The sequence below is a fragment of the Pseudomonas sp. BE134 genome, assembly GCF_031456105.1.
In the GTDB taxonomy this organism is placed as follows: domain Bacteria; phylum Pseudomonadota; class Gammaproteobacteria; order Pseudomonadales; family Pseudomonadaceae; genus Aquipseudomonas.
The window spans coordinates 36,757-57,244 of the sequence record NZ_JAVDUA010000020.1; the positions used below are offsets into that span (position 1 = coordinate 36,757).

Here is a 20,488-nt window from a genome sequence, read left to right on the forward strand (position 1 = left end):
AGAAGACATTGTGGGAGCGGGCTTGCCCGCGATGGCGGTCTCAACGGCTCAAATACATCCGGGTGGTTAACAAATAAACCGGTACCCCCGACACCAAAATCAACAGCGCCGCATAAGGCGCCGCCGCCGCAAACTCCACATTCGCGGTATGCGCCCAAACCTCGGTTGCCAAGGTATTGAGCCCGGTCGGGCTCAACAGCAGCGTCGCCGTCAGCTCCTTCATTGCATCCAGAAACACTAGCGCAAACGCCGCGCCCAGCGCCGGGAAAATAATCGGCAAGGTAATCCGGCAAAACGCAGTGAGCGACGTAGCCCCCAGCGTGCGCGCGGCCTCTTCCAATTGCGGCGCAGCCTTGTTCAGGGCCGTTCGAATCGGCGCCTGTGCCAGCGGCAGAAACAACAGCGCATAAGCGATCAGCAGCAATGCTGATGTCTGGTACAGCGCCGGCACATAGTGCAGGGCGAAGTACACCAGCGTCAGCGCAATCACCAGGCCCGGCAGTGCATGCAGCAGATACGGCAAGCGCTCGGCCCAGATCGCCAATCGGCCTTTGTAGCGTACCACCAGCAATCCCACCGGAACGGCCAGTACCAGGCAGAGCGCCGCGCCTCCTAGTGAAAGAGCAAGTGACGACAACAGTGCTTCACCAATCGCCGCCACCGGGAACGCGGCTGAAGAGCCGACCGCCAACCAATACACGAGCATCCCCAGCGGAATGCCGCTGCCGATGATCGCCAGGGTCAGGCAGTAAAGCTGTCCGGCGCGGGTCCAAGGCCCCAATTGAACCTGTTCCGCTTGTCGCGCCGCGCCTTGGCCGGTACGAACATGCCGGCCCTTGCCGCGAACCCGCAGTTCCAGCCACAGCAATATCAGGCACAGCGCCAGCAACACCGCTGAAAGCATCGCCGCGTTGGCATTGCTGAATTCCAGTTCGAACTGTTGATAAATCGCTGTGGTAAAGGTTTGCAAGCCGATGATCGACAGCGCACCGAACTCCACCAACATATGCAGCGCGATCAGCAGTGAGCCCGCCAGCAATGATGGCCAGAGCAGTGGCAGCGTGACTCTGAAAAACACGCCCCAACGATTCTGTCCAAGCGTCCGTGCAGATTCTTCAAGAGAGGGATCAAGATTGCGCAACGTCGCCGCCACAGGCAAAAAGATCAGCGGGTACTTTGACAGCGTCATCACCAGAATCGCCCCGCCCAGCCCTTCGAAGTGAGCGCTGAGCGATACCCAGGTGAAACTGCTGACAAACGCCGGTACTGCAAATGGCAGGCACAGAATCACGCCCCACAAACGACGTCCCGGCAGATTGCTGCGTTCCAGTAGCCAGGCCAGCGACAAGCCGATCACGCCGCAGGCCAGTGTCACGCCAGCCATCAACGCCAACGTATTACGCAGCAGTCCAAACACATAAGGTCGCCACAGCAGATGCAGCGCTTCGGTCCAGCCGGCTTGCCAGGCCTTGAGCCCGACGTACATCAGCGGCAACAGGCTGAGCACGACCAGCAGCAGAACCGGGAGCAGCAGCCAGATTGATGGCCGCTTGCGCCGTGGCACGTACCCCGCGCGCGAGGCGGGAGTGGATAACGGTGTGCTCATCAGTTCAAGCCAACGTCGCGTTCCAGGTCCAGGGCTTGCTCGGCGTTACCAAGATCGGCCGGCGTGACATCTGGGGCTTGCAGTTCGCTGAACGGCTTGAGGCCACGATCCGACTCCATGCCTTTGTGCAGCGGGTATTCAGCGGTGGTCTGGGTGATCACGCGCTGACCTTCTTCGCTGGCCATATAGGCGAGGAATTGTTGGGCTTCTTGTGGGTGTTTGCTGGATTTCAGCACCGCTGCACTGGAAACGGTGATCAGCCCGCCAACGTCGCCGCCGGTGAAGTAGTGCAGTTTCGAATCGAGCTGGCCTTTCTCGCGCTGCAAGGCGAACCAGTAATAGTTGTTCACCAGTACGGTGGCGACTTCGCCATTTTCCACAGCTTTAAGGGCGACCATGTTGTTGCTGTAGGTTTTGCCGAACGCACGCAGGCCGGTCAGCCATTCTTCCGCTGCATCCATGCCGTGCACTTTGATGATCGCGACGGCCTGTTCTTGAAAGGCGCCGCTGGTAGGCACGAAGCCGACCTTGCCTTGCCATTTTGGATCGGAGAATTCCATCACCGACGTGGGCAGGTCCTTCTCGTCAATCAGCTTGGGGTTAAATGCAACGACCCGGACCCGAGCTGTGATGCCGATCCAGGTGCCGTTGCCTGCTACATATTCCTTGGGCAAAACCGCCAGCGTGGTGTCGTCGGTCTTCGCCAGCAGGCCTTGCTCGCCCAGTTTGTTCAGCGGCGGCGACTCTTCGGTGTAAATCACGTCGGCGGGGGAGCGATCGCCTTCTTCCACGATCTGACTGGCGAGCTGGTTGCTGCTGCCTTTGCGCACGTTGATGTGGATGCCGGTCTTGGCTTCGAAAGCCTTGGCGATGGCGTCGCCGACTTCCTTGTGTTGACCGTTATAGAGTGTCAGGGATACCGGATCGGCGGCTTGGGTGAGGGGTGTGGCGAGTGCCAGGCCGAAGAGGGTAAAGGTCAGACCGCGGCGCAGGGTATTTCGAAACATCATTCGCAGGGTTCCTCACTGTCGCATTGCAAAAACTTGAAACAATGATAAACGATATTGTTTCTCATGTGCGCCTTGGGGGCCTGGTAAGTGGCTGCTGCGCGGCTGGCACAACCCCTGTAGCAGCTGGCGAAGCCTGCGTTCGGCTGCGAAGCAGTCGTGAAATCAGACGATGCGGTGTTTCAGGAAATCCGCGCGTTCAGGATTTACGACTGCTACGCAGCCGAACGCAGGCTTCGCCAGCTGCTACAAATCGTGAGTTTCTCGAGGGGGGAGATTGTTTTCGAATGCCAGAAACGCAAAAACCCGCTTTCGCGGGTTTTTGTGAAATTCAAGATCGTGACCTTGAATTTGAATTGGTGCCCAGAAGAAGACTCGAACTTCCACGACCTTGCGGTCACCAGCACCTGAAGCTGGCGTGTCTACCAATTTCACCATCTGGGCATTTATCTTCAGCGTCGCCGCTGTTGATGTGGCGCACTATACGGAGAGCGTTTTGATCTGTAAACCCCTGATTTAGATTTAATAAATCAGATGCTTAGAATGCAAAAACCCGCTTTCGCGGGTTTTTGTGTGAGTCTTGAAATTGAACTAATCTCAAGCTCGAAATTGGTGCCCAGAAGAAGACTCGAACTTCCACGACCTTGCGGTCACCAGCACCTGAAGCTGGCGTGTCTACCAATTTCACCATCTGGGCAGTATCGGCAGCGCGTCTGCGTCGTCGATGGCGCGCACTATACGGAGCGTCTTTTTAACTGTAAACCCCCGACATCAAAAAAACATGGAAAATTTCACCAGTGGTCTTCAAATCAGCGATGCGATGTCGATAAAGGGCTTTAGAAGGGCTGTCATAGCTTGAAATTTCCCGTTTCATTACGCCTATGCCAAACTAACCCGCATATAGACAAGGTGAAAACTCTCTAATGGCCGATTGGCAGTCCCTCGATCCCGAGGCCGCTCGTGAAGCGGAAAAATATGAAAACCCTATTCCTAGCCGCGAACTGATCCTTCAGCACCTTGCTGATCGGGGTTCGCCTGCTAACCGCGAGCAGCTGGTCGAAGAGTTTGGTCTGACCACCGAAGACCAGATCGAAGCCCTGCGTCGCCGCCTGCGCGCCATGGAGCGCGATGCTCAACTCATCTATACCCGTCGCGGCACTTATGCGCCGGTGGACAAGCTCGACCTGATCCTGGGACGCATCAGTGGTCACCGTGACGGCTTCGGCTTCCTGGTTCCGGACGACGGCAGCGACGACCTGTTCATGAGCCCGGCGCAAATGCGCCTGGTATTCGACGGCGACCGTGCCCTGGCCCGTGTTTCCGGCCTCGACCGTCGCGGTCGCCGTGAAGGCATGATCGTCGAAGTGGTTTCCCGTGCTCACGAAACCATCGTCGGTCGCTACTTCGAAGAAGGCGGCATCGGCTTCGTCGTTGCGGATAACCCGAAGATCCAGCAAGAAGTGCTGGTCACCCCGGGCCGCAATGCCAACGCCCAGATCGGTCAATTCGTTGAAGTGAAGATCACTCACTGGCCGACACCACGCTTCCAGCCGCAAGGCGACGTGGTCGAAGTCGTGGGTAATTACATGGCGCCGGGCATGGAAATCGATGTCGCCCTGCGCACCTACGATATTCCTCACGTCTGGCCTGAAGCGGTCTTGAAGGAAGCCGCCAAACTCAAGCCGGAAGTCGAAGAGAAGGACAAAGAGAAGCGCATCGACCTGCGTCATCTGCCGTTCGTGACCATCGACGGTGAAGATGCGCGCGACTTCGATGACGCGGTTTACTGCGAATCCAAGCCAGGCAAGCTGCGCCTGTTCTCTGGTGGCTGGAAGTTGTACGTGGCGATTGCCGACGTTTCCAGCTATGTGAAGATCGGTTCAGCCCTGGACAACGAATCCCAGGTTCGCGGTAACTCGGTGTACTTCCCCGAGCGCGTTGTGCCGATGCTGCCTGAGCAGCTATCCAACGGCCTGTGCTCGCTGAACCCGCACGTCGACCGTTTGGCCATGGTTTGCGAGATGACCATCTCCAAGTCTGGCGAAATGACCGACTACTGCTTCTACGAAGCGGTGATTCACTCCCACGCCCGCCTGACCTACAACAAAGTCAGCGCGATGCTGGAAACGCCGAAACTCACCGAAGCGCGTCAGTTGCGCGGCGAGTACAACGACGTTCTGCCGCACCTCAAGCAGCTTTATGCACTGTACAAAGTGCTGCTCGCCGCTCGTCACGTGCGTGGCGCGATCGATTTCGAAACGCAGGAAACCCGGATCATCTTCGGGACCGAGCGCAAGATTGCCGAAATCCGCCCGACCGTTCGTAACGATGCGCACAAGCTGATCGAGGAATGCATGCTGGCGGCCAACGTGGCCACCGCCGAATTCCTGAAAAAGCACGAAATCCCGGCGCTGTACCGCGTCCACGATGGTCCGCCACCGGAGCGTCTGGAAAAATTGCGCGCCTTCCTGGGTGAACTCGGCCTGTCCCTGCACAAAGGCAAGGACGGCCCGTCGCCGAAGGATTACCAGGCCTTGCTGGCAAGCATCAAGGACCGTCCGGATTTCCATCTCATCCAGACCGTCATGCTGCGTTCGTTGAGCCAGGCGGTGTATAGCGCTGATAACCAGGGTCACTTCGGCCTGAATTATGAAGCCTATACCCACTTCACTTCGCCGATCCGCCGCTACCCGGACTTGCTCACGCACCGGGCGATTCGCAGCGTTATCCATTCGAAAATGAATACCCCGCACGTTCGTCGTGCTGGTGCGATGACCATTCCGAAGGCGCGCATCTATCCGTACGACGAAGCGGCGCTGGAGCAACTCGGCGAGCAGTGCTCGATGAGCGAGCGCCGTGCCGACGAAGCGACCCGCGACGTAGTGAACTGGCTCAAGTGCGAGTTCATGAAAGACCGCGTGGGCGAATCGTTCCCGGGCGTGATCACCGCCGTGACCGGTTTTGGCCTGTTCGTCGAGCTGACCGATATCTACGTCGAAGGCCTGGTGCACGTCACCGCGCTGCCGGGCGATTACTACCACTTCGATCCTGTGCATCACCGCCTCGCCGGTGAACGTACCGGTCGCAGCTTCCGTCTGGGCGATACCGTTGAAGTGCGCGTCATGCGCGTTGACCTCGACGAGCGCAAGATCGACTTCGAGATGGCTGAAAAAACCATCAGCGCGCCAATTGGCCGCAAGAAGCGCGGAACCGAAACAACCGCTCCGGCTGCTAAAACCGCCGCAGAACCGGCACCGGCAAAAACCGGTCGTCGTCCTGCCAAGGAAAAGGCTGTCGAAGCCTATCGCCCGAGCGATGCCGCGGCGAAAAACGCCGAGCTGCGTAAAAGCCGGGAAATGAAGCAGGCGTTGCTGTCTGAAGCGAAAAGCGGCGGTAAAGCGGCGTCTGGGGGAAAGACCGGGCGGTCGGCGCCTGACAAGGCTCCCGGCGGCAAGCCAGCAAAACCGAGCAAACATCGTAAAGGCCCGCCAAAAGCGGGTGCTGCTCCAGCCGGCAGAAGCGGCGGGGCGCGTAAACCTAAGGCCAAACCATGAGTCAGTTGGAAAAAATCTACGGCGTGCATGCGGTAGAAGCATTGCTGCGCCACCACCCGAAACGCGTCAAGCAGATCTGGCTGGCGGAAGGTCGCAGCGATCCGCGCGTGCAAACGCTGATCCAGCTCGCTGCCGAAAACCGTGTAGCGGTCGGCCAGGCCGAGCGCCGTGAGCTGGATGCGTGGGTTGAAGGCGTGCACCAAGGCGTGGTGGCGGACGTGAGTCCGAGTCAGGTCTGGGGTGAGGCGATGCTCGACGAGCTGCTGGACCGTACCGAAGGCGCACCGCTGTTGCTGGTGCTCGACGGCGTGACCGATCCGCACAACCTCGGCGCTTGCTTGCGTTCGGCCGATGCGGCCGGTGCGCTGGCGGTGATCGTGCCCAAGGACAAGTCGGCCACGTTGACCCCGACGGTCCGTAAAGTGGCCTGTGGCGCGGCGGAAGTGATTCCGTTGGTTGCCGTGACCAACCTGGCGCGCACGCTTGAGAAACTCAAGCAGCGTGGTTTGTGGGTTGTCGGCACGGCCGGTGAAGCGGAGCAGAGTCTGTATCAGCAAGACATGACCGGTCCGACCATCCTGATCATGGGTGCGGAAGGCAGCGGCATGCGTCGCCTGACCCGCGATCTGTGCGACTACCTCGTGCACCTGCCGATGACTGGCAGTGTCAGTAGCCTCAACGTGTCCGTGGCGACTGGCGTTTGTCTGTTCGAGGCTCAGCGCCAGCGCAGCGTCAAAGCCGCCGGAACCGCCAAGAAGTCCTGATCTGTACGCAATATCTGTGGGAGCGAGCCTGCTCGCGAAAGCGGAGTAACATTCAGCATCAATGCCGAATGTCATGCCCCCTTCGCGAGCAGGCTCGCTCCCACAGTGGTTTGTGGTGAAGCAAAAATTGGTGGGCGAACGAACTGTTCAAATAATCACCAATTGCCTTGCGCGTATCCTGTCCCTTCTCTACAATTGCGCCCCTTGCTGTGACGGCAGGCACGCATGTGTCTATCGCAAGCAAGTCCATAAGTGTCATTCACTCCTTGTCTGACCGCTTTTGAGCGGCAGGCTACAACCCGTAAGGAGCATTCATGCGTCATTACGAAATCATCTTTTTGGTCCACCCGGATCAAAGCGAGCAAGTCGGCGGCATGGTAGAGCGTTACACCAAGCTGATCGAAGAAGACGGCGGCAAAATCCACCGTCTGGAAGATTGGGGCCGTCGTCAACTGGCCTACGCAATCAACAATGTTCACAAGGCTCACTACGTGATGCTGAACGTTGAGTGCACTGGCAAGGCCCTGGCCGAGCTGGAAGACAACTTCCGCTACAACGATGCAGTGATCCGTAACCTGGTCATCCGTCGCGAAGAAGCCGTTACCGGCCAATCCGAGATGCTCAAGGCTGAAGAAAACCGCAGTGAGCGCCGTGAGCGTCGCGACCGTCCTGAGCACGAAGGCGCTGAAAGCGCTGATAGTGATGACAGCGACAACAGCGATAACGCTGACGAGTAATCCACGGACCTTTTGAGGAGCCTATTACATGGCACGTTTCTTCCGTCGTCGTAAATTCTGCCGCTTCACCGCTGAAGACGTGAAAGAGATCGATTACAAAGATCTCAACACTCTGAAAGCTTATGTATCCGAGACCGGCAAAATCGTTCCAAGCCGCATCACCGGTACCAAAGCACGTTATCAGCGTCAGCTGGCCACCGCTATCAAGCGCGCCCGCTTCCTGGCCCTGCTGGCCTACACCGACAGCCACGGCCGCTGAGACCGGGCAGTCGACACGTAGCAAAGGATTGAATGCATGCGCGCCATAGCTGAGTTCATTATGCGCGGTCGCATGCAGGCCACTCTCGTAGTGGCTGGATGCGTAACATTGCCGTTGTTGTATTGGTTGGGTGCTGCCGCTGGATGCCTCGTGCTTCTGCGGCGCGGATTGAAGGACGCCCTTGGCGTTCTTGCCCTGGGAGTGCTGCCGGCGTTGATCTGGTGGCTTTATGCGGATGACCCTCGGGCACTTTTGGTGCTGTTGGGTTCTTCGAGTCTTGCGTTGGTTTTGCGCGCAAGCGAATCCTGGGTCCGTGTGCTGCTGGTCAGCATAGCGATGGGAGTGGTGTTTTCAGTGGTGCTGGGGGCGACTTTTGGCCCTCAAATCGAGATGCTGGCGCAGGCTTTGATAAAAGTCATGCCGTCGCTACTCGGTGATGTCTACGAGAAGTTATCGGTAGGCGAGCAAGCGCATTTTGCGTCCCTGATTGCACCGGTCCTGACCGGCCTGATTGCGGCCTTGTTGCAAATCGTCAGTGTGCTGAGCCTGCTTGTCGGGCGCTACTGGCAGGCGTTGTTGTACAACCCGGGCGGTTTTGGTCGCGAGTTTCGTGCCATCCGATTCCCGCTTTTGCCGGCGATGTTGCTGCTGGCGTGCATGCTTCTGGGGCCGAACATCGGTCCACAGATGGCCATGTTAACGCCGTTGTGCAGCGTACCGCTGGTGTTCGCCGGGCTGGCCCTGATTCACGGGCTGGTGGCGCAAAAGCGACTGGCCAGGTTCTGGCTGGTGGGGTTGTACGTCACGCTGTTGCTGTTTATGCAGCTGATCTATCCGTTGCTGGTGGTCTTGGCCATCGTCGACAGCCTGATTGATTTTCGCGGTCGTTCGGCACCGAAAGATGCCGATAACGCGAACGGTGAAGGTTAAAAGTTAAGAGGATTTTCACATGCAACTGATCCTTCTGGAAAAAGTCACCAACCTGGGCAACCTGGGTGACAAAGTGAACGTTAAGGCTGGTTACGGTCGTAACTACCTGCTGCCTTACGGCAAAGCGACCGCTGCGACCGCTGCCAACCTGGCTGCGTTCGAAGAGCGTCGCGCTGAGCTGGAAAAAGCCGCAGCAGACCGTAAAACTTCGGCTGAAAGCCGTGCCGCCCAACTGGCTGAGCTGGAAGTGACTATCACTGCCACCGCCGGTGACGAAGGCAAGCTGTTCGGTTCGATCGGCACTCACGACATCGCTGATGCACTGACCGCCTCTGGCGTTGAAGTTGCAAAAAGCGAAGTTCGTCTGCCGAACGGCACCATCCGCAACGTAGGCGAATTCGACGTAGCCGTGCACCTGCACGCTGAAGTTGAAGCCACCGTACGCGTTGTCGTGGTAGCAGCTTAAGTAGTACTTGTCGGCTGGCACCCTCGGGTGCTTGCCGGTAACATCGGGCACGATCCTGTTTACAGGTCGTGCCCTTTGTCTTTCTGATTCCCCCGCTTTTCATAAAATAACCAAGTGGCCATGAACGATATCTCTGCACCCGAGCAATACGATCTGCAAACCGCTTCCCTGAAAGTGCCGCCGCACTCCATCGAGGCCGAACAGGCCGTGCTCGGTGGTTTGATGCTGGACAACAACGCCTGGGAACGCGTGCTCGATCAGGTCTCGGACGGCGATTTCTATCGACATGACCACCGCCTGATCTTCCGCGCGATCGCCAAGCTCGCCGACCAGAACTCCCCCATCGACGTCGTGACCCTTGCCGAGCAATTGGACAAGGAAGGTCAGACCTCGCAAGTGGGCGGTCTGGGCTACCTCGGCGAACTGGCAAAAAACACCCCGTCCGTCGCCAACATCAAGGCCTATGCGCAGATCGTTCGTGCACGGGCGACGTTGCGCCAGTTGATCGGCATTGCTACCGAGATTGCCGACAGCGCCTTCAACCCGGAAGGCCGCACGGCAGAAGAGATTCTCGACGAAGCCGAACGGCAGATCTTCCAGATCGCCGAGGCCCGGCCAAAAACCGGTGGCCCGGTGAGCGTGAATGACTTGCTGACCAAGGCCATCGACCGCATCGACACCTTGTTCAACACCGACAACGCCATCACCGGCCTGTCCACCGGCTACACCGACCTCGACGAGAAGACCAGTGGTCTGCAGCCGTCTGACCTGATCATCGTCGCTGGCCGTCCGTCCATGGGTAAAACCACCTTCGCGATGAACCTGGTGGAAAACGCCGTGTTGCGCAGTGACAAGTGCGTCCTGGTTTACTCGCTGGAGATGCCAGGCGAATCGCTGATCATGCGTATGTTGTCGTCCCTCGGCCGTATCGACCAGACCAAGGTCCGGGCCGGTCGTCTGGATGACGACGATTGGCCGCGCCTGACCTCGGCGGTCAACCTGCTCAACGACCGTAAGCTGTTCATCGACGATACGGCCGGTATCAGCCCCTCGGAAATGCGTGCGCGGACTCGCCGGTTGGTGCGTGAACACGGCGATGTCGCCCTGATCATGATCGACTACCTGCAATTGATGCAGATTCCCGGTTCCGGCGGCGACAACCGTACCAACGAGATTTCCGAGATCTCCCGTTCCTTGAAAGCCCTGGCCAAGGAATTCAACTGCCCGGTGGTGGCGTTGTCCCAGCTCAACCGCTCCCTGGAGCAACGGCCGAACAAACGCCCGATCAACTCCGACCTCCGGGAATCCGGAGCGATCGAGCAGGATGCTGACGTGATCATGTTCGTGTACCGGGATGAGGTGTATCACCCGGAAACCGAGCACAAAGGCATCGCCGAAATCATCATCGGCAAGCAGCGGAACGGTCCGATCGGCACGTCACGACTGGCGTTCATCGGCAAGTACACCCGCTTCGAAAACCTCGCGCCGGGTAGCTATAACTTCGACGACGAGTAAGTTATGTAGTGCCTGAGAGGGCCTCTTCGCGGGCAAGCCCGCTCCCACAGGGACACTCAAATCCTTGTGGGAGCGGCGGTGCGACAATTCGACTTGCCGGCGATTGGGTCGACACAATTTCCGACCATAGCCGTCGGAATTGGTTATTTTTTGTGCTATATTCCGCGCCCGCGATTTTTCATCTCAACACCGGTCATCGTCATGCAAACAGCCAAGCCGTTATTTGACTATCCCAAGTACTGGGCCGAATGCTTCGGTCCAGCGCCATTCCTGCCGATGAGCAGGGAGGAGATGGATCAGCTTGGCTGGGATTCCTGCGACATCATCATCGTCACCGGTGATGCGTACGTTGACCATCCGTCGTTCGGCATGGCAATCATCGGCCGGCTGCTGGAGTCGCAAGGCTTCCGCGTCGGGATCATTGCCCAACCGAACTGGCAGTCCAAAGACGACTTCATGAAGCTCGGCGAGCCGAACCTGTTCTTCGGTGTCGCGGCCGGCAACATGGACTCGATGATCAACCGCTACACCGCCGACAAGAAAATCCGTTCCGATGACGCCTACACCCCTGGTGGCCTGGCGGGCAAACGTCCGGACCGCGCGAGCCTGGTTTACAGCCAGCGCTGCAAGGAAGCCTACAAGAACGTGCCGATCGTTCTGGGTGGCATCGAAGCTTCCCTGCGCCGCATCGCTCACTATGATTACTGGCAGGACCGGGTACGCAACTCGATCCTGATTGACGCCTGCGCCGACATCCTGCTCTACGGCAACGCCGAGCGTGCGATTGTCGAAGTCGCCCAGCGTCTGTCCTACGGTCACAAGATCGAAGACATCACCGATGTGCGCGGTACCGCGTTCATCCGCCGCGATACGCCGAAAGACTGGTACGAAGTCGATTCCACGCGCATCGACCGTCCGGGCAAGATCGACAAGATCATCAACCCGTACGTGAATACCCAGGACACTCAGGCTTGCGCCATTGAGCAGGAAAAAGGTCCGGTTGAAGACCCGACTGAAGCCAAGGTCGTACAGATCCTGGCTAGCCCGAAAATGACCCGCGACAAGACCGTGATTCGTCTGCCCTCGGTCGAGAAAGTCCGTGGCGATGCGGTGCTTTATGCTCACGCCAACCGCGTACTTCACCTGGAAACCAACCCGGGTAACGCCCGCGCGCTGGTGCAGAAGCACGGCGAAGTCGATGTCTGGTTCAACCCGCCGCCGATTCCGATGACCACCGAAGAAATGGACTACGTGTTCGGCATGCCGTATGCGCGCATCCCGCACCCGGCGTACGGCAAGGAAAAAATCCCGGCCTACGACATGATCCGCTTCTCGGTGAACATCATGCGTGGCTGCTTCGGCGGCTGTACCTTCTGCTCGATCACCGAGCACGAAGGGCGGATCATCCAGAACCGTTCCGAAGAGTCGATCATTCGCGAAATCGAAGAGATCCGCGACAAGGTCCCGGGTTTCACCGGCGTCATTTCCGACCTCGGCGGCCCGACCGCGAACATGTACCGCATCGCCTGCAAGAGCCCGGAAATCGAATCCGCGTGCCGCAAGCCATCGTGCGTGTTCCCTGGTATCTGCCCGAACCTGAATACTGATCACTCGTCGCTCATTCAGTTGTACCGCAGCGCCCGTGCATTGCCGGGTGTGAAGAAGATCCTGATTGCTTCCGGCCTGCGCTACGACCTCGCGGTCGAGTCGCCGGAGTATGTCAAAGAGCTGGTGACCCACCATGTGGGTGGTTACCTGAAGATTGCCCCGGAACACACCGAGGAAGGTCCGCTCAACCAGATGATGAAACCGGGCATCGGCAGCTATGACAAGTTCAAGCGCATGTTCGAGAAGTACTCCAAGGAAGCCGGGAAAGAGCAGTACCTGATTCCGTACTTCATCGCCGCCCACCCGGGCACTACCGACGAAGACATGATGAACCTGGCCCTGTGGCTCAAGGGCAACGGCTTCCGTGCCGACCAGGTGCAGGCGTTCTACCCGTCGCCGATGGCCACTGCCACCGCGATGTACCACTCGGGCAAAAACCCGCTGCGTAAGGTCACTTACAAGAGCGACGCCGTGACCATCGTCAAGAGCGAAGAGCAGCGTCGTCTGCACAAGGCGTTCCTGCGTTATCACGACCCGAAAGGCTGGCCGATGCTGCGTGAAGCGCTGACCCGCATGGGCCGCGCCGATTTGATCGGGCCGGGCAAGAACCAGTTGATCCCGCTGCATCAGCCGGCGACCGACAGCTACCAGAGCGCCCGTCGCAAGAACTCGACACCGGCCGGCAGCCACAAGGTTGCAGGGGAGAAGACCACCAAGATCCTGACCCAGCACACCGGCTTGCCGCCGCGTGCCAGCGATGGCGGTAACCCGTGGGACAAGCGTGAACAGGCCAAGGCGGCGGCGTTCGCCCGCAACCAGCAGGCGGCCAAGGAGCGCAAGGACGCGGCCAAAGGCAAAGGCCCTAAGCCCGCTCGTAAGCCGGTTGTACCGCGCTAAGCCTCTCTTGAGCTGAACAGAACGCCAACCTGATCGTTCCCACGCTCCGCGTGGGAATGCCTCAAGGGACGCTCCGCGTCCAGTGACGCGGAGCGTCACGGGCTGCATTCCCACGCGGAGCGTGGGGACGATCACCCCCCTTCGCAACATTTGCGTGCAACTGCCCCCAACCTATTTCTCGCATCGCCCGATTTTGGTGCTGTACTGCCTCTAGCAAAAGGAGAAAGCGCCAGCGTTGCCGCGATGGCATAAGTCTTGCGCGCTTTCGATAACGCTTAGGGCTCGCAGGAGGCACGCCGTGTCGATTCATGTCGCATTGCACCACGTCACACATTACCGCTACGACCGCGCTGTCGAGCTCGGTCCGCAGATCGTTCGCCTGCGCCCGGCCGCTCACAGTCGCACGCGGATTTTGTCGTATGCGCTGAAAGTCTCGCCCGAGCAGCACTTCCTCAACTGGCAACAAGACCCCCAGGGCAATTACCTGGCGCGGTTGGTGTTCCCGGAAAAAACCGATGAGCTGCGGATCGAAGTCGATCTGCTGGCCGAGATGGCGGTCTTCAATCCCTTCGACTTCTTCCTTGAGCCTTACGCGGAAAAAATCCCGTTCGCCTACGCCGCGGACGAGCGCAAGGAGTTGGCGCCATACCTGGAAACCTTGCCCCTGACGCCGAAATTCAAGGCCTATCTGGAGGGCATCGACCGCACGCCGCTGCCGAGTGTGGATTTCCTCGTCGCGCTTAATCAGCGTCTGAGCGAAGACATCGGCTACCTCATCCGCATGGAGCCGGGTGTGCAGACGCCCGAACACACACTCGAACAGGCCTGCGGGTCTTGCCGCGACTCGGCGTGGTTGCTGGTGCAACTGCTGCGCAATCTCGGGCTCGCCGCGCGCTTTGTCTCCGGTTACCTGATTCAGCTGACCGCCGACGTCAAAAGTCTGGACGGTCCCTCGGGCACTGACGTGGACTTCACCGATTTGCACGCGTGGTGCGAGGTGTATTTGCCGGGTGCAGGCTGGATCGGCCTGGACGCGACGTCAGGGCTGTTTGCCGGTGAGGGTCACATTCCGTTGGCGTGCAGCCCCGATCCTGGCTCTGCGGCACCCATCAGTGGCTTGGTGGAGCCGTGCGAGTGCGAATTCACCCACGAGATGTCCGTGGAGCGGATTTGGGAAGCCCCCCGCGTCACCAAGCCCTACACCGAAGATCAGTGGCAGGCGATTCAGGCGCTGGGTCGGCAGATCGATGCTGATCTGCTGGAAGACGATGTGCGCCTGACCATGGGCGGCGAGCCGACCTTTGTTTCCATCGATGACCCGGACGGTGCCGAATGGAACACCGCAGCGCTCGGGCCGGACAAACGTCGGCTGTCCGCCGAACTGTTCCAGCGCATGCGCAAACACTACGCACCCAAAGGGCTGGTGCATTTTGGTCAGGGCAAGTGGTACCCCGGGGAGCAATTGCCGCGCTGGTCACTGAACTGCTACTGGCGTCGCGATGGCGTGCCGATCTGGCACAACAGCGCGCTGATCGCCGATGAGCAGGAAGACTACGGCGCCGATGGCGAACTGGCCGGGCGTTTTCTGGCGAGTGTTGCTGAACGGCTGAAGATTCCTACACGTTTTGTGTTCCCAGCCTACGAAGACAATTTCTATTACCTCTGGCGCGAAGGCACATTGCCGCAGAACGTCAGCGCCGAAGACTCGCGTCTGGAAGAGCCGCTGGAGCGTGCGCGTCTGCGTAAAGTCTTCAACCAGGGCCTGGATAAAGTCATCGGCCAGATCCTGCCGCTGGCGCGCACCGCCAAGGGAGATCAATGGCAAAGCGGTCGCTGGTATCTGCGCGACGAGCACTGCCGGCTGGTGCCGGGGGATTCGCCGCTGGGTTATCGCTTGCCGCTCGGTTCGCAGCCTTGGGTGAAAGCGGCGGAGTATCCGTTCATTCATCCCAATGATCCGAACCAGGATTTTCCCGCGCTGCCCGACACCATTGCGTTAAACAGCCCAGGCATGCCGGCCGAAGCGGTTGAGCGCGAGCCAAAAATCGACGAGTCCGCCGACTGGCTGACACGCACTGCGTTCTGCGCGGAAGCCCGGGAAGGGCGGTTGTACCTGTTCATGCCGCCGCTGGAACGGGTCGAGGACTATCTGGAACTGGTCACCGCCATCGAGGCCACGGCTCAGGAACTGCATTGCCCGGTATTGCTGGAAGGCTATGAACCGCCGAGCGATCCGCGCCTGAGCAACTTCCGCATCACCCCGGATCCGGGCGTGATCGAGGTCAACGTGCAACCGTCCGCGACTTGGGACGAGTTGGTCGAGCGCACCGAGTTTCTGTACGAAGAGGCGCGCCAGACCCGACTCACCACCGAGAAATTCATGATCGACGGGCGGCACACCGGGACCGGCGGCGGTAACCATTTCGTGTTGGGCGGCGCGACCCCGGCCGACTCACCGTTTTTGCGTCGTCCCGACTTGCTGCGTAGCCTGATCAGTTACTGGCACAACCACCCGTCCTTGTCCTACCTGTTTTCCGGACTATTCATCGGCCCAACCTCTCAGGCCCCGCGCGTCGATGAAGCGCGTAATGATGCGCTGTATGAACTGGAGATCGCTTTTGCGCAGATGCCTGAACCGGGCGAAGAGTGCGCGCCATGGCTAGTGGACCGGCTGCTGCGCAACCTGCTGATCGACGTGACCGGCAATACCCATCGCGCCGAGTTCTGCATCGACAAACTCTATTCGCCGGACGGTGCGACCGGGCGCCTTGGCTTGCTGGAGTTGCGTGCCTTCGAAATGCCACCGCACGCGCGCATGAGCCTGGCTCAACAGCTGTTGTTGCGGGCGCTGGTAGCGCGGTTCTGGCGCGAACCTTACGCGCCGCCGAAACTGGCGCGCTGGGGCACTGAATTGCATGATCGCTTCCTGTTGCCGCACTTTATCGAGCAGGATTTCGCCGATGTGATCGTGGATCTGAACGCGGCCGGTTATCCGGTACGGGCCGAGTGGTTCGCCGCGCATCTGGAGTTCCGTTTTCCCAAGGTCGGCGATTACGCGGTCAGCGGCATTGAACTGCAATTGCGTCAGGCGCTGGAACCGTGGCATGTGCTGGGCGAGGAGGGCGCGGTCGGCGGCACGGTGCGGTATGTGGATTCGTCGCTGGAACGCTTGCAGATCAAGCTCACCGGCCTGCCTCCACAGCGCTATTTGCTGACCTGTAACGGCATTCCTGTGCCGTTGCAACCCACCGGGCGGGTCGGCGAGTTTGTCGCCGGTGTGCGTTTCCGTGCCTGGCAACCGGCAAACTGTCTGCAGCCGACCATCCCGGTTCATGCGCCGCTGGTGTTCGACCTGCTCGATACCTGGATGCAGCGGTCGCTGGGCGGCTGCCAATACCATGTGGCCCATCCGGGTGGGCGCAACTACGACAGCCTGCCGGTGAACGCCAATGAGGCGGAGAGCCGACGCATGGCGCGGTTTTTCCGCATCGGACACACGCCGGGGAAACTTCCTGTTCCGACTCTGGAAATTAACGACGAACTGCCGATGACGCTCGATTTACGACGTTTCTAAATCGTACGCGACGCCCGGATTTTTCGTATATCCGGGCGTCATGAGCCTGCGTTAGTCTGACCGTTCATTGCTGTCTGCCGAGCTTTCCATGCCTGATCTGCTAGATCACTACCCGCTGACGGCGGGCACCTATCACGAACTGCTCGACGACAGTGGCGGCGTACGCCCGCACTGGCGTCGGTTGATCGACCAATTGCAACGCAGTACGCCCTCGCAGTTGGTGCAGCGTCAGGCCTTGTTGACCCGGCAGATCCAGGAAAACGGCGTGACCTACAACGTCTACGCCGACCCCAAGGGCGCAGACCGGCCGTGGGAACTCGACCTGCTGCCGCATGTGATTGCCGCTGATGAGTGGGCGCAGTTATCAGCCGGGATCGCTCAACGGGCGCGTCTGTTGAACGCGGTACTGGCGGATCTGTATGGCCCCCAGCGCCTGATCGCCGAAGGTCTGCTGCCGGCGGAACTCGTATTCGGGCACAACAACTTCCTCTGGCCCTGTCAGGGCATTACGCCGCCCGACGGGGCCTTTCTGCATCTGTACGCCGTCGATCTGGCGCGCACGCCCGATGGCCGCTGGTGGGTCACGGCGGACCGGACTCAAGCACCGTCCGGCGCCGGGTACGCCCTGGAAAACCGCACCATCGTCTCCCGGGCCTTTCCCGAGCTGTATCGCGATTTGAAAGTGCAGCATCTGGCCGGGTTCTTCCGCACGCTTCAGGAAACACTGGCTCGGCAGGCGCCTCGCGATGAAGAAGCACCGCTGATCGTGTTGCTCACGCCGGGACGATTCAACGAAAGCTATTTCGAACACCTTTATCTGGCGCGTCAACTCGGCTATCCGCTGGTGGAGGGCGGCGACCTCACGGTGCGTGATGCCACGGTTTACCTGAAAACCCTGAGCGGCTTGCGTCGGGTTCACGCAATCATGCGCCGGCTCGACGACGACTTCTGCGACCCGCTGGAGTTGCGCACCGACTCCGCACTGGGCGTACCGGGGCTGCTTGAAGCCGTGCGGCAGGGGCGGGTGCTGGTGGCCAATGCCCTCGGCAGCGGCGTGCTGGAGTCGCCGGGGTTGCTGGGTTTTCTGCCGAAGATCAATCAGTTCCTGTTTGGTGAAAAGCTGATCCTGCCGTCTATTGCAACCTGGTGGTGCGGTGAGCCGCCGGTGCTGGCTCAAGCGCTGGAAAAACTGCCGGAGCTGTTGATCAAACCGGCTTTCCCGTCGCAAAGCTTTGCACCGGTATTTGGCCGTGACTTGAGTGAAAAACAGCGTTTGGCCCTGGCCGCGCGAATGCAGGCGCGCCCTTATGCGTATGTGGCGCAAGAAATGGCCCAATTGTCCCATGCGCCGATCTGGCAGGCCGAGGACGGTCAGTTGCAACCACGCGCCATCGGCATGCGCGTGTACGCAGTGGCCAGCCTTGACGGCTATCGGGTTTTACCGGGCGGGCTGGCCCGGGTAGCCGCCGAGGCCGACGCCGAAGTGGTGTCGATGCAGCGCGGTGGTGCGAGCAAGGACACATGGGTGTTGAGCGATCGTCCGCCCAGCGGCGAGCAGTGGAAAACCCAGCGCACGATCGGTGTGCATGACCTGGTACGCCGGGATCCTTATTTGCCCTCGCGGGTGGTGGAAAACCTGTTCTGGTTTGGCCGCTATTGCGAGCGCTGTGATGACAGCGCGCGACTGTTGCGCATCATGCTGGCGCGCTACGTGGACGGTGATGATCCGCAAGCCTTGCAGGCGGCTGTCGAACTCGGTGAACGGTTGCATCTGTTGCCCGAGGAAGGCGAGTTGCCAGAGCGCCTGTTGGCCGCATTGCTCGGCGAAGACTGGTCATTCAGCCTGCGTGCCAATCTGCAACGCTTGCAGTGGGCGGCCTCGCAAGTGCGCGGCAAACTCTCGCGGGAAAACTGGCAGGCGTTGGTGGAGTTGCAGCGCGAGGCCATGGAGCTGGATACCGACGAGCCGGATTTCGGCGAGCTGCTGGACTTTCTTAACCGTCTGGTGATGTCGCTGGCGGCGCTTTCTGGCTTCGCCCTGGACGACATGACCCGGGACGAAGGCTGGCGCTTCCTGATGATCGGGCGGCGGATCGAGCGCCTGCAATTTCTCAGCGGCAGCCTGGCAGCATTTTTGCGCGGCGCCGGGGCTTTCGATCAGGCGGGGTTAGAGTGGTTGCTGGAGTTGGGCAACAGCAGCATCACTTACCGTTCGCGGTATCTGGCGGTGGCGCAACTGCTGCCAGTGCTCGACCTGTTGCTGCTCGATGAGCAAAACCCTCACGCCGTCCTGTTCCAGTTGAAGCTGGTGACGCGAACCCTGAAACGTTTGAATGACGACTTTGGTGTGCCCCGGGAAACAAGTTTGCCGCTGTTGGTGGCGCGACTGGCGCAATTCGATCTGGGCTGCCTGGAAAACGCGTTGTTCGGCGAAACGGGCGTGCGCGCCGCGCTTGATGGGTTGGCCGATTTGCTGCAAGAAATCGCCGACGCCAGTGGGCAAGTATCGGATCGCCTGGCCTTGCGCCATTTCGCCCATGTCGATGATGTCAGCCAACGCACGGTGTCCGTCTGATGAGTGCTCACTACCAGATTTTCCACGACACCCATTATCACTATGACAGTCCGGTGTCTTTGGCCCAGCAGCTCGCGCATCTCTGGCCGCGGCCCTGTGCGTGGCAGCGTTGTACTGCTCAACAATTGCAGATCAGCCCCGACCCGACCGCGCGCCGGGATGAGCTGGATGTGTTTGGCAATCCGCTGACGCGATTGGCATTTGAACGTCCCCACGATGAGTTGCTGGTCAACGCCAGCCTTACCGTCGAAGTCCTCGCCCGGCCCGTGCTGGATTTCAATCAATCGCCGCCCTGGGAAGACACCCGCAACGCGTTGACCTACAGCAGCCAGCCGCTGTCCCCTGACGTTCTTGAAGCCTGTCGGTATCGGTTCGAATCGCCTTACGTGCATTTGAAGCGCAACTTTGTCGACTTCTCCGAGAGTTGCTTTGCGCCGGGCCGACCGTTGCTGTGGGGCGTTCAGGTATTGATGGAGAAGATCTTCAGCGAGTTCACCTTCGACGCCGAAGCGACGCAAGTGGCGACGCCGTTGGTGGAAGTGCTGGAGCGCCGACGCGGGGTCTGTCAGGACTTCGCTCACCTGATGCTCGCGTGCGTGCGTTCCCGTGGTCTGGCTGCTCGCTATATCAGTGGTTATCTGCTGACTCAGCCACCACCCGGTCAGCCTCGGTTGATCGGCGCGGACGCGTCTCACGCCTGGGTTTCAGTGTTCTGTCCGGTGCTGGGCTGGGTCGATTTTGACCCGACCAACAACGTACAACCGGCACTTGAACACATTACCCTGGCCTGGGGCCGGGATTTCTCCGATGTCTCGCCATTGCGTGGGGTGATTCTGGGAGGGGGTAACCATGACCCGGAAGTCAGCGTCACCGTAATGCCACTGAATTAACGCAGATAAAATTGTGTATTTCAGAGGGGACTGTGAGGGTCAGCAAAGTCACTGCTGACCCTGGACACAGATCCGGTGGGCCTGATCAGATCATCCGGCCCTGAGG

Annotated in this window: 13 protein-coding genes and 2 tRNA genes; 11 read left to right on the forward strand and 4 right to left on the reverse strand. The window is 59.7% G+C overall.

Annotated features, from left to right (window positions below):
* Positions 1 to 40 precede the first annotated feature (40 nt).
* From J2Y56_RS17455 to J2Y56_RS17470, 4 genes are all read right to left on the reverse strand, one after another.
* On the reverse strand, positions 41 to 1,606 hold the full coding sequence (locus J2Y56_RS17455) for an iron ABC transporter permease (RefSeq protein ID WP_310351591.1): 1,566 nt from the start codon (positions 1,604 to 1,606) through the stop codon (positions 41 to 43).
* Positions 1,606 to 2,616, reverse strand: a complete 1,011-nt coding sequence (locus tag J2Y56_RS17460) for an iron ABC transporter substrate-binding protein (protein ID WP_310351593.1) — start codon at positions 2,614 to 2,616, stop codon at positions 1,606 to 1,608. The genes J2Y56_RS17455 and J2Y56_RS17460 overlap by 1 nt, the downstream gene beginning before the upstream one ends.
* Before the next feature lie 354 nt (positions 2,617 to 2,970).
* Positions 2,971 to 3,057: transfer RNA gene (locus tag J2Y56_RS17465), tRNA-Leu, on the reverse strand.
* Between the two features lie 166 nt (positions 3,058 to 3,223).
* Positions 3,224 to 3,310, reverse strand: a tRNA-Leu gene (locus J2Y56_RS17470).
* 226 nt (positions 3,311 to 3,536) lie between these two features.
* Here J2Y56_RS17470 and rnr point away from each other — a divergent pair.
* The 11 genes from rnr (at position 3,537) to J2Y56_RS17525 (ending at position 20,382) form a co-directional block, all read left to right on the forward strand.
* On the forward strand, positions 3,537 to 6,167 hold the full coding sequence (gene rnr, locus J2Y56_RS17475; RefSeq protein WP_150779672.1) for a ribonuclease R: 2,631 nt from the start codon (positions 3,537 to 3,539) through the stop codon (positions 6,165 to 6,167).
* Positions 6,164 to 6,931, forward strand: a complete 768-nt coding sequence (rlmB, locus tag J2Y56_RS17480) for a 23S rRNA (guanosine(2251)-2'-O)-methyltransferase RlmB (protein WP_007947519.1) — start codon at positions 6,164 to 6,166, stop codon at positions 6,929 to 6,931. The genes rnr and rlmB overlap by 4 nt, the downstream gene beginning before the upstream one ends.
* A gap of 314 nt (positions 6,932 to 7,245) precedes the next feature.
* Positions 7,246 to 7,668, forward strand: coding sequence for a 30S ribosomal protein S6 (rpsF, locus tag J2Y56_RS17485; protein ID WP_003217491.1), 423 nt, complete (start codon positions 7,246 to 7,248; stop codon positions 7,666 to 7,668).
* Between the two features lie 28 nt (positions 7,669 to 7,696).
* Positions 7,697 to 7,927: a 30S ribosomal protein S18 gene (gene rpsR / locus J2Y56_RS17490; protein ID WP_002551829.1), complete on the forward strand. Its 231-nt coding sequence runs from the start codon at positions 7,697 to 7,699 to the stop codon at positions 7,925 to 7,927.
* A gap of 36 nt (positions 7,928 to 7,963) precedes the next feature.
* Complete coding sequence (locus J2Y56_RS17495) at positions 7,964 to 8,857, forward strand: hypothetical protein (RefSeq protein ID WP_007947520.1); 894 nt, start codon at positions 7,964 to 7,966, stop codon at positions 8,855 to 8,857.
* 19 nt (positions 8,858 to 8,876) lie between these two features.
* Positions 8,877 to 9,323 (forward strand): 50S ribosomal protein L9, encoded by a 447-nt coding sequence (gene rplI, locus J2Y56_RS17500; RefSeq protein WP_003197251.1) that lies wholly within the window; start codon positions 8,877 to 8,879, stop codon positions 9,321 to 9,323.
* A 120-nt stretch (positions 9,324 to 9,443) separates the two neighbouring features.
* Positions 9,444 to 10,838 carry a replicative DNA helicase gene (gene dnaB, locus J2Y56_RS17505; protein ID WP_007947521.1) on the forward strand — a complete coding sequence of 465 codons (1,395 nt, stop codon included), beginning with the start codon at positions 9,444 to 9,446 and terminating at the stop codon, positions 10,836 to 10,838.
* A 201-nt stretch (positions 10,839 to 11,039) separates the two neighbouring features.
* Positions 11,040 to 13,343 carry a YgiQ family radical SAM protein gene (locus tag J2Y56_RS17510; protein WP_033049522.1) on the forward strand — a complete coding sequence of 768 codons (2,304 nt, stop codon included), beginning with the start codon at positions 11,040 to 11,042 and terminating at the stop codon, positions 13,341 to 13,343.
* A 298-nt stretch (positions 13,344 to 13,641) separates the two neighbouring features.
* Positions 13,642 to 16,917, forward strand: a complete 3,276-nt coding sequence (locus J2Y56_RS17515; protein ID WP_310351597.1) for a transglutaminase family protein — start codon at positions 13,642 to 13,644, stop codon at positions 16,915 to 16,917.
* Positions 16,918 to 17,005: 88 nt separating this feature from the next.
* On the forward strand, positions 17,006 to 19,492 hold the full coding sequence (locus J2Y56_RS17520) for a circularly permuted type 2 ATP-grasp protein (protein WP_310351600.1): 2,487 nt from the start codon (positions 17,006 to 17,008) through the stop codon (positions 19,490 to 19,492).
* Positions 19,492 to 20,382, forward strand: coding sequence for a transglutaminase family protein (locus J2Y56_RS17525; protein ID WP_310351602.1), 891 nt, complete (start codon positions 19,492 to 19,494; stop codon positions 20,380 to 20,382). The genes J2Y56_RS17520 and J2Y56_RS17525 overlap by 1 nt, the downstream gene beginning before the upstream one ends.
* Positions 20,383 to 20,488: the final 106 nt, after the last annotated feature.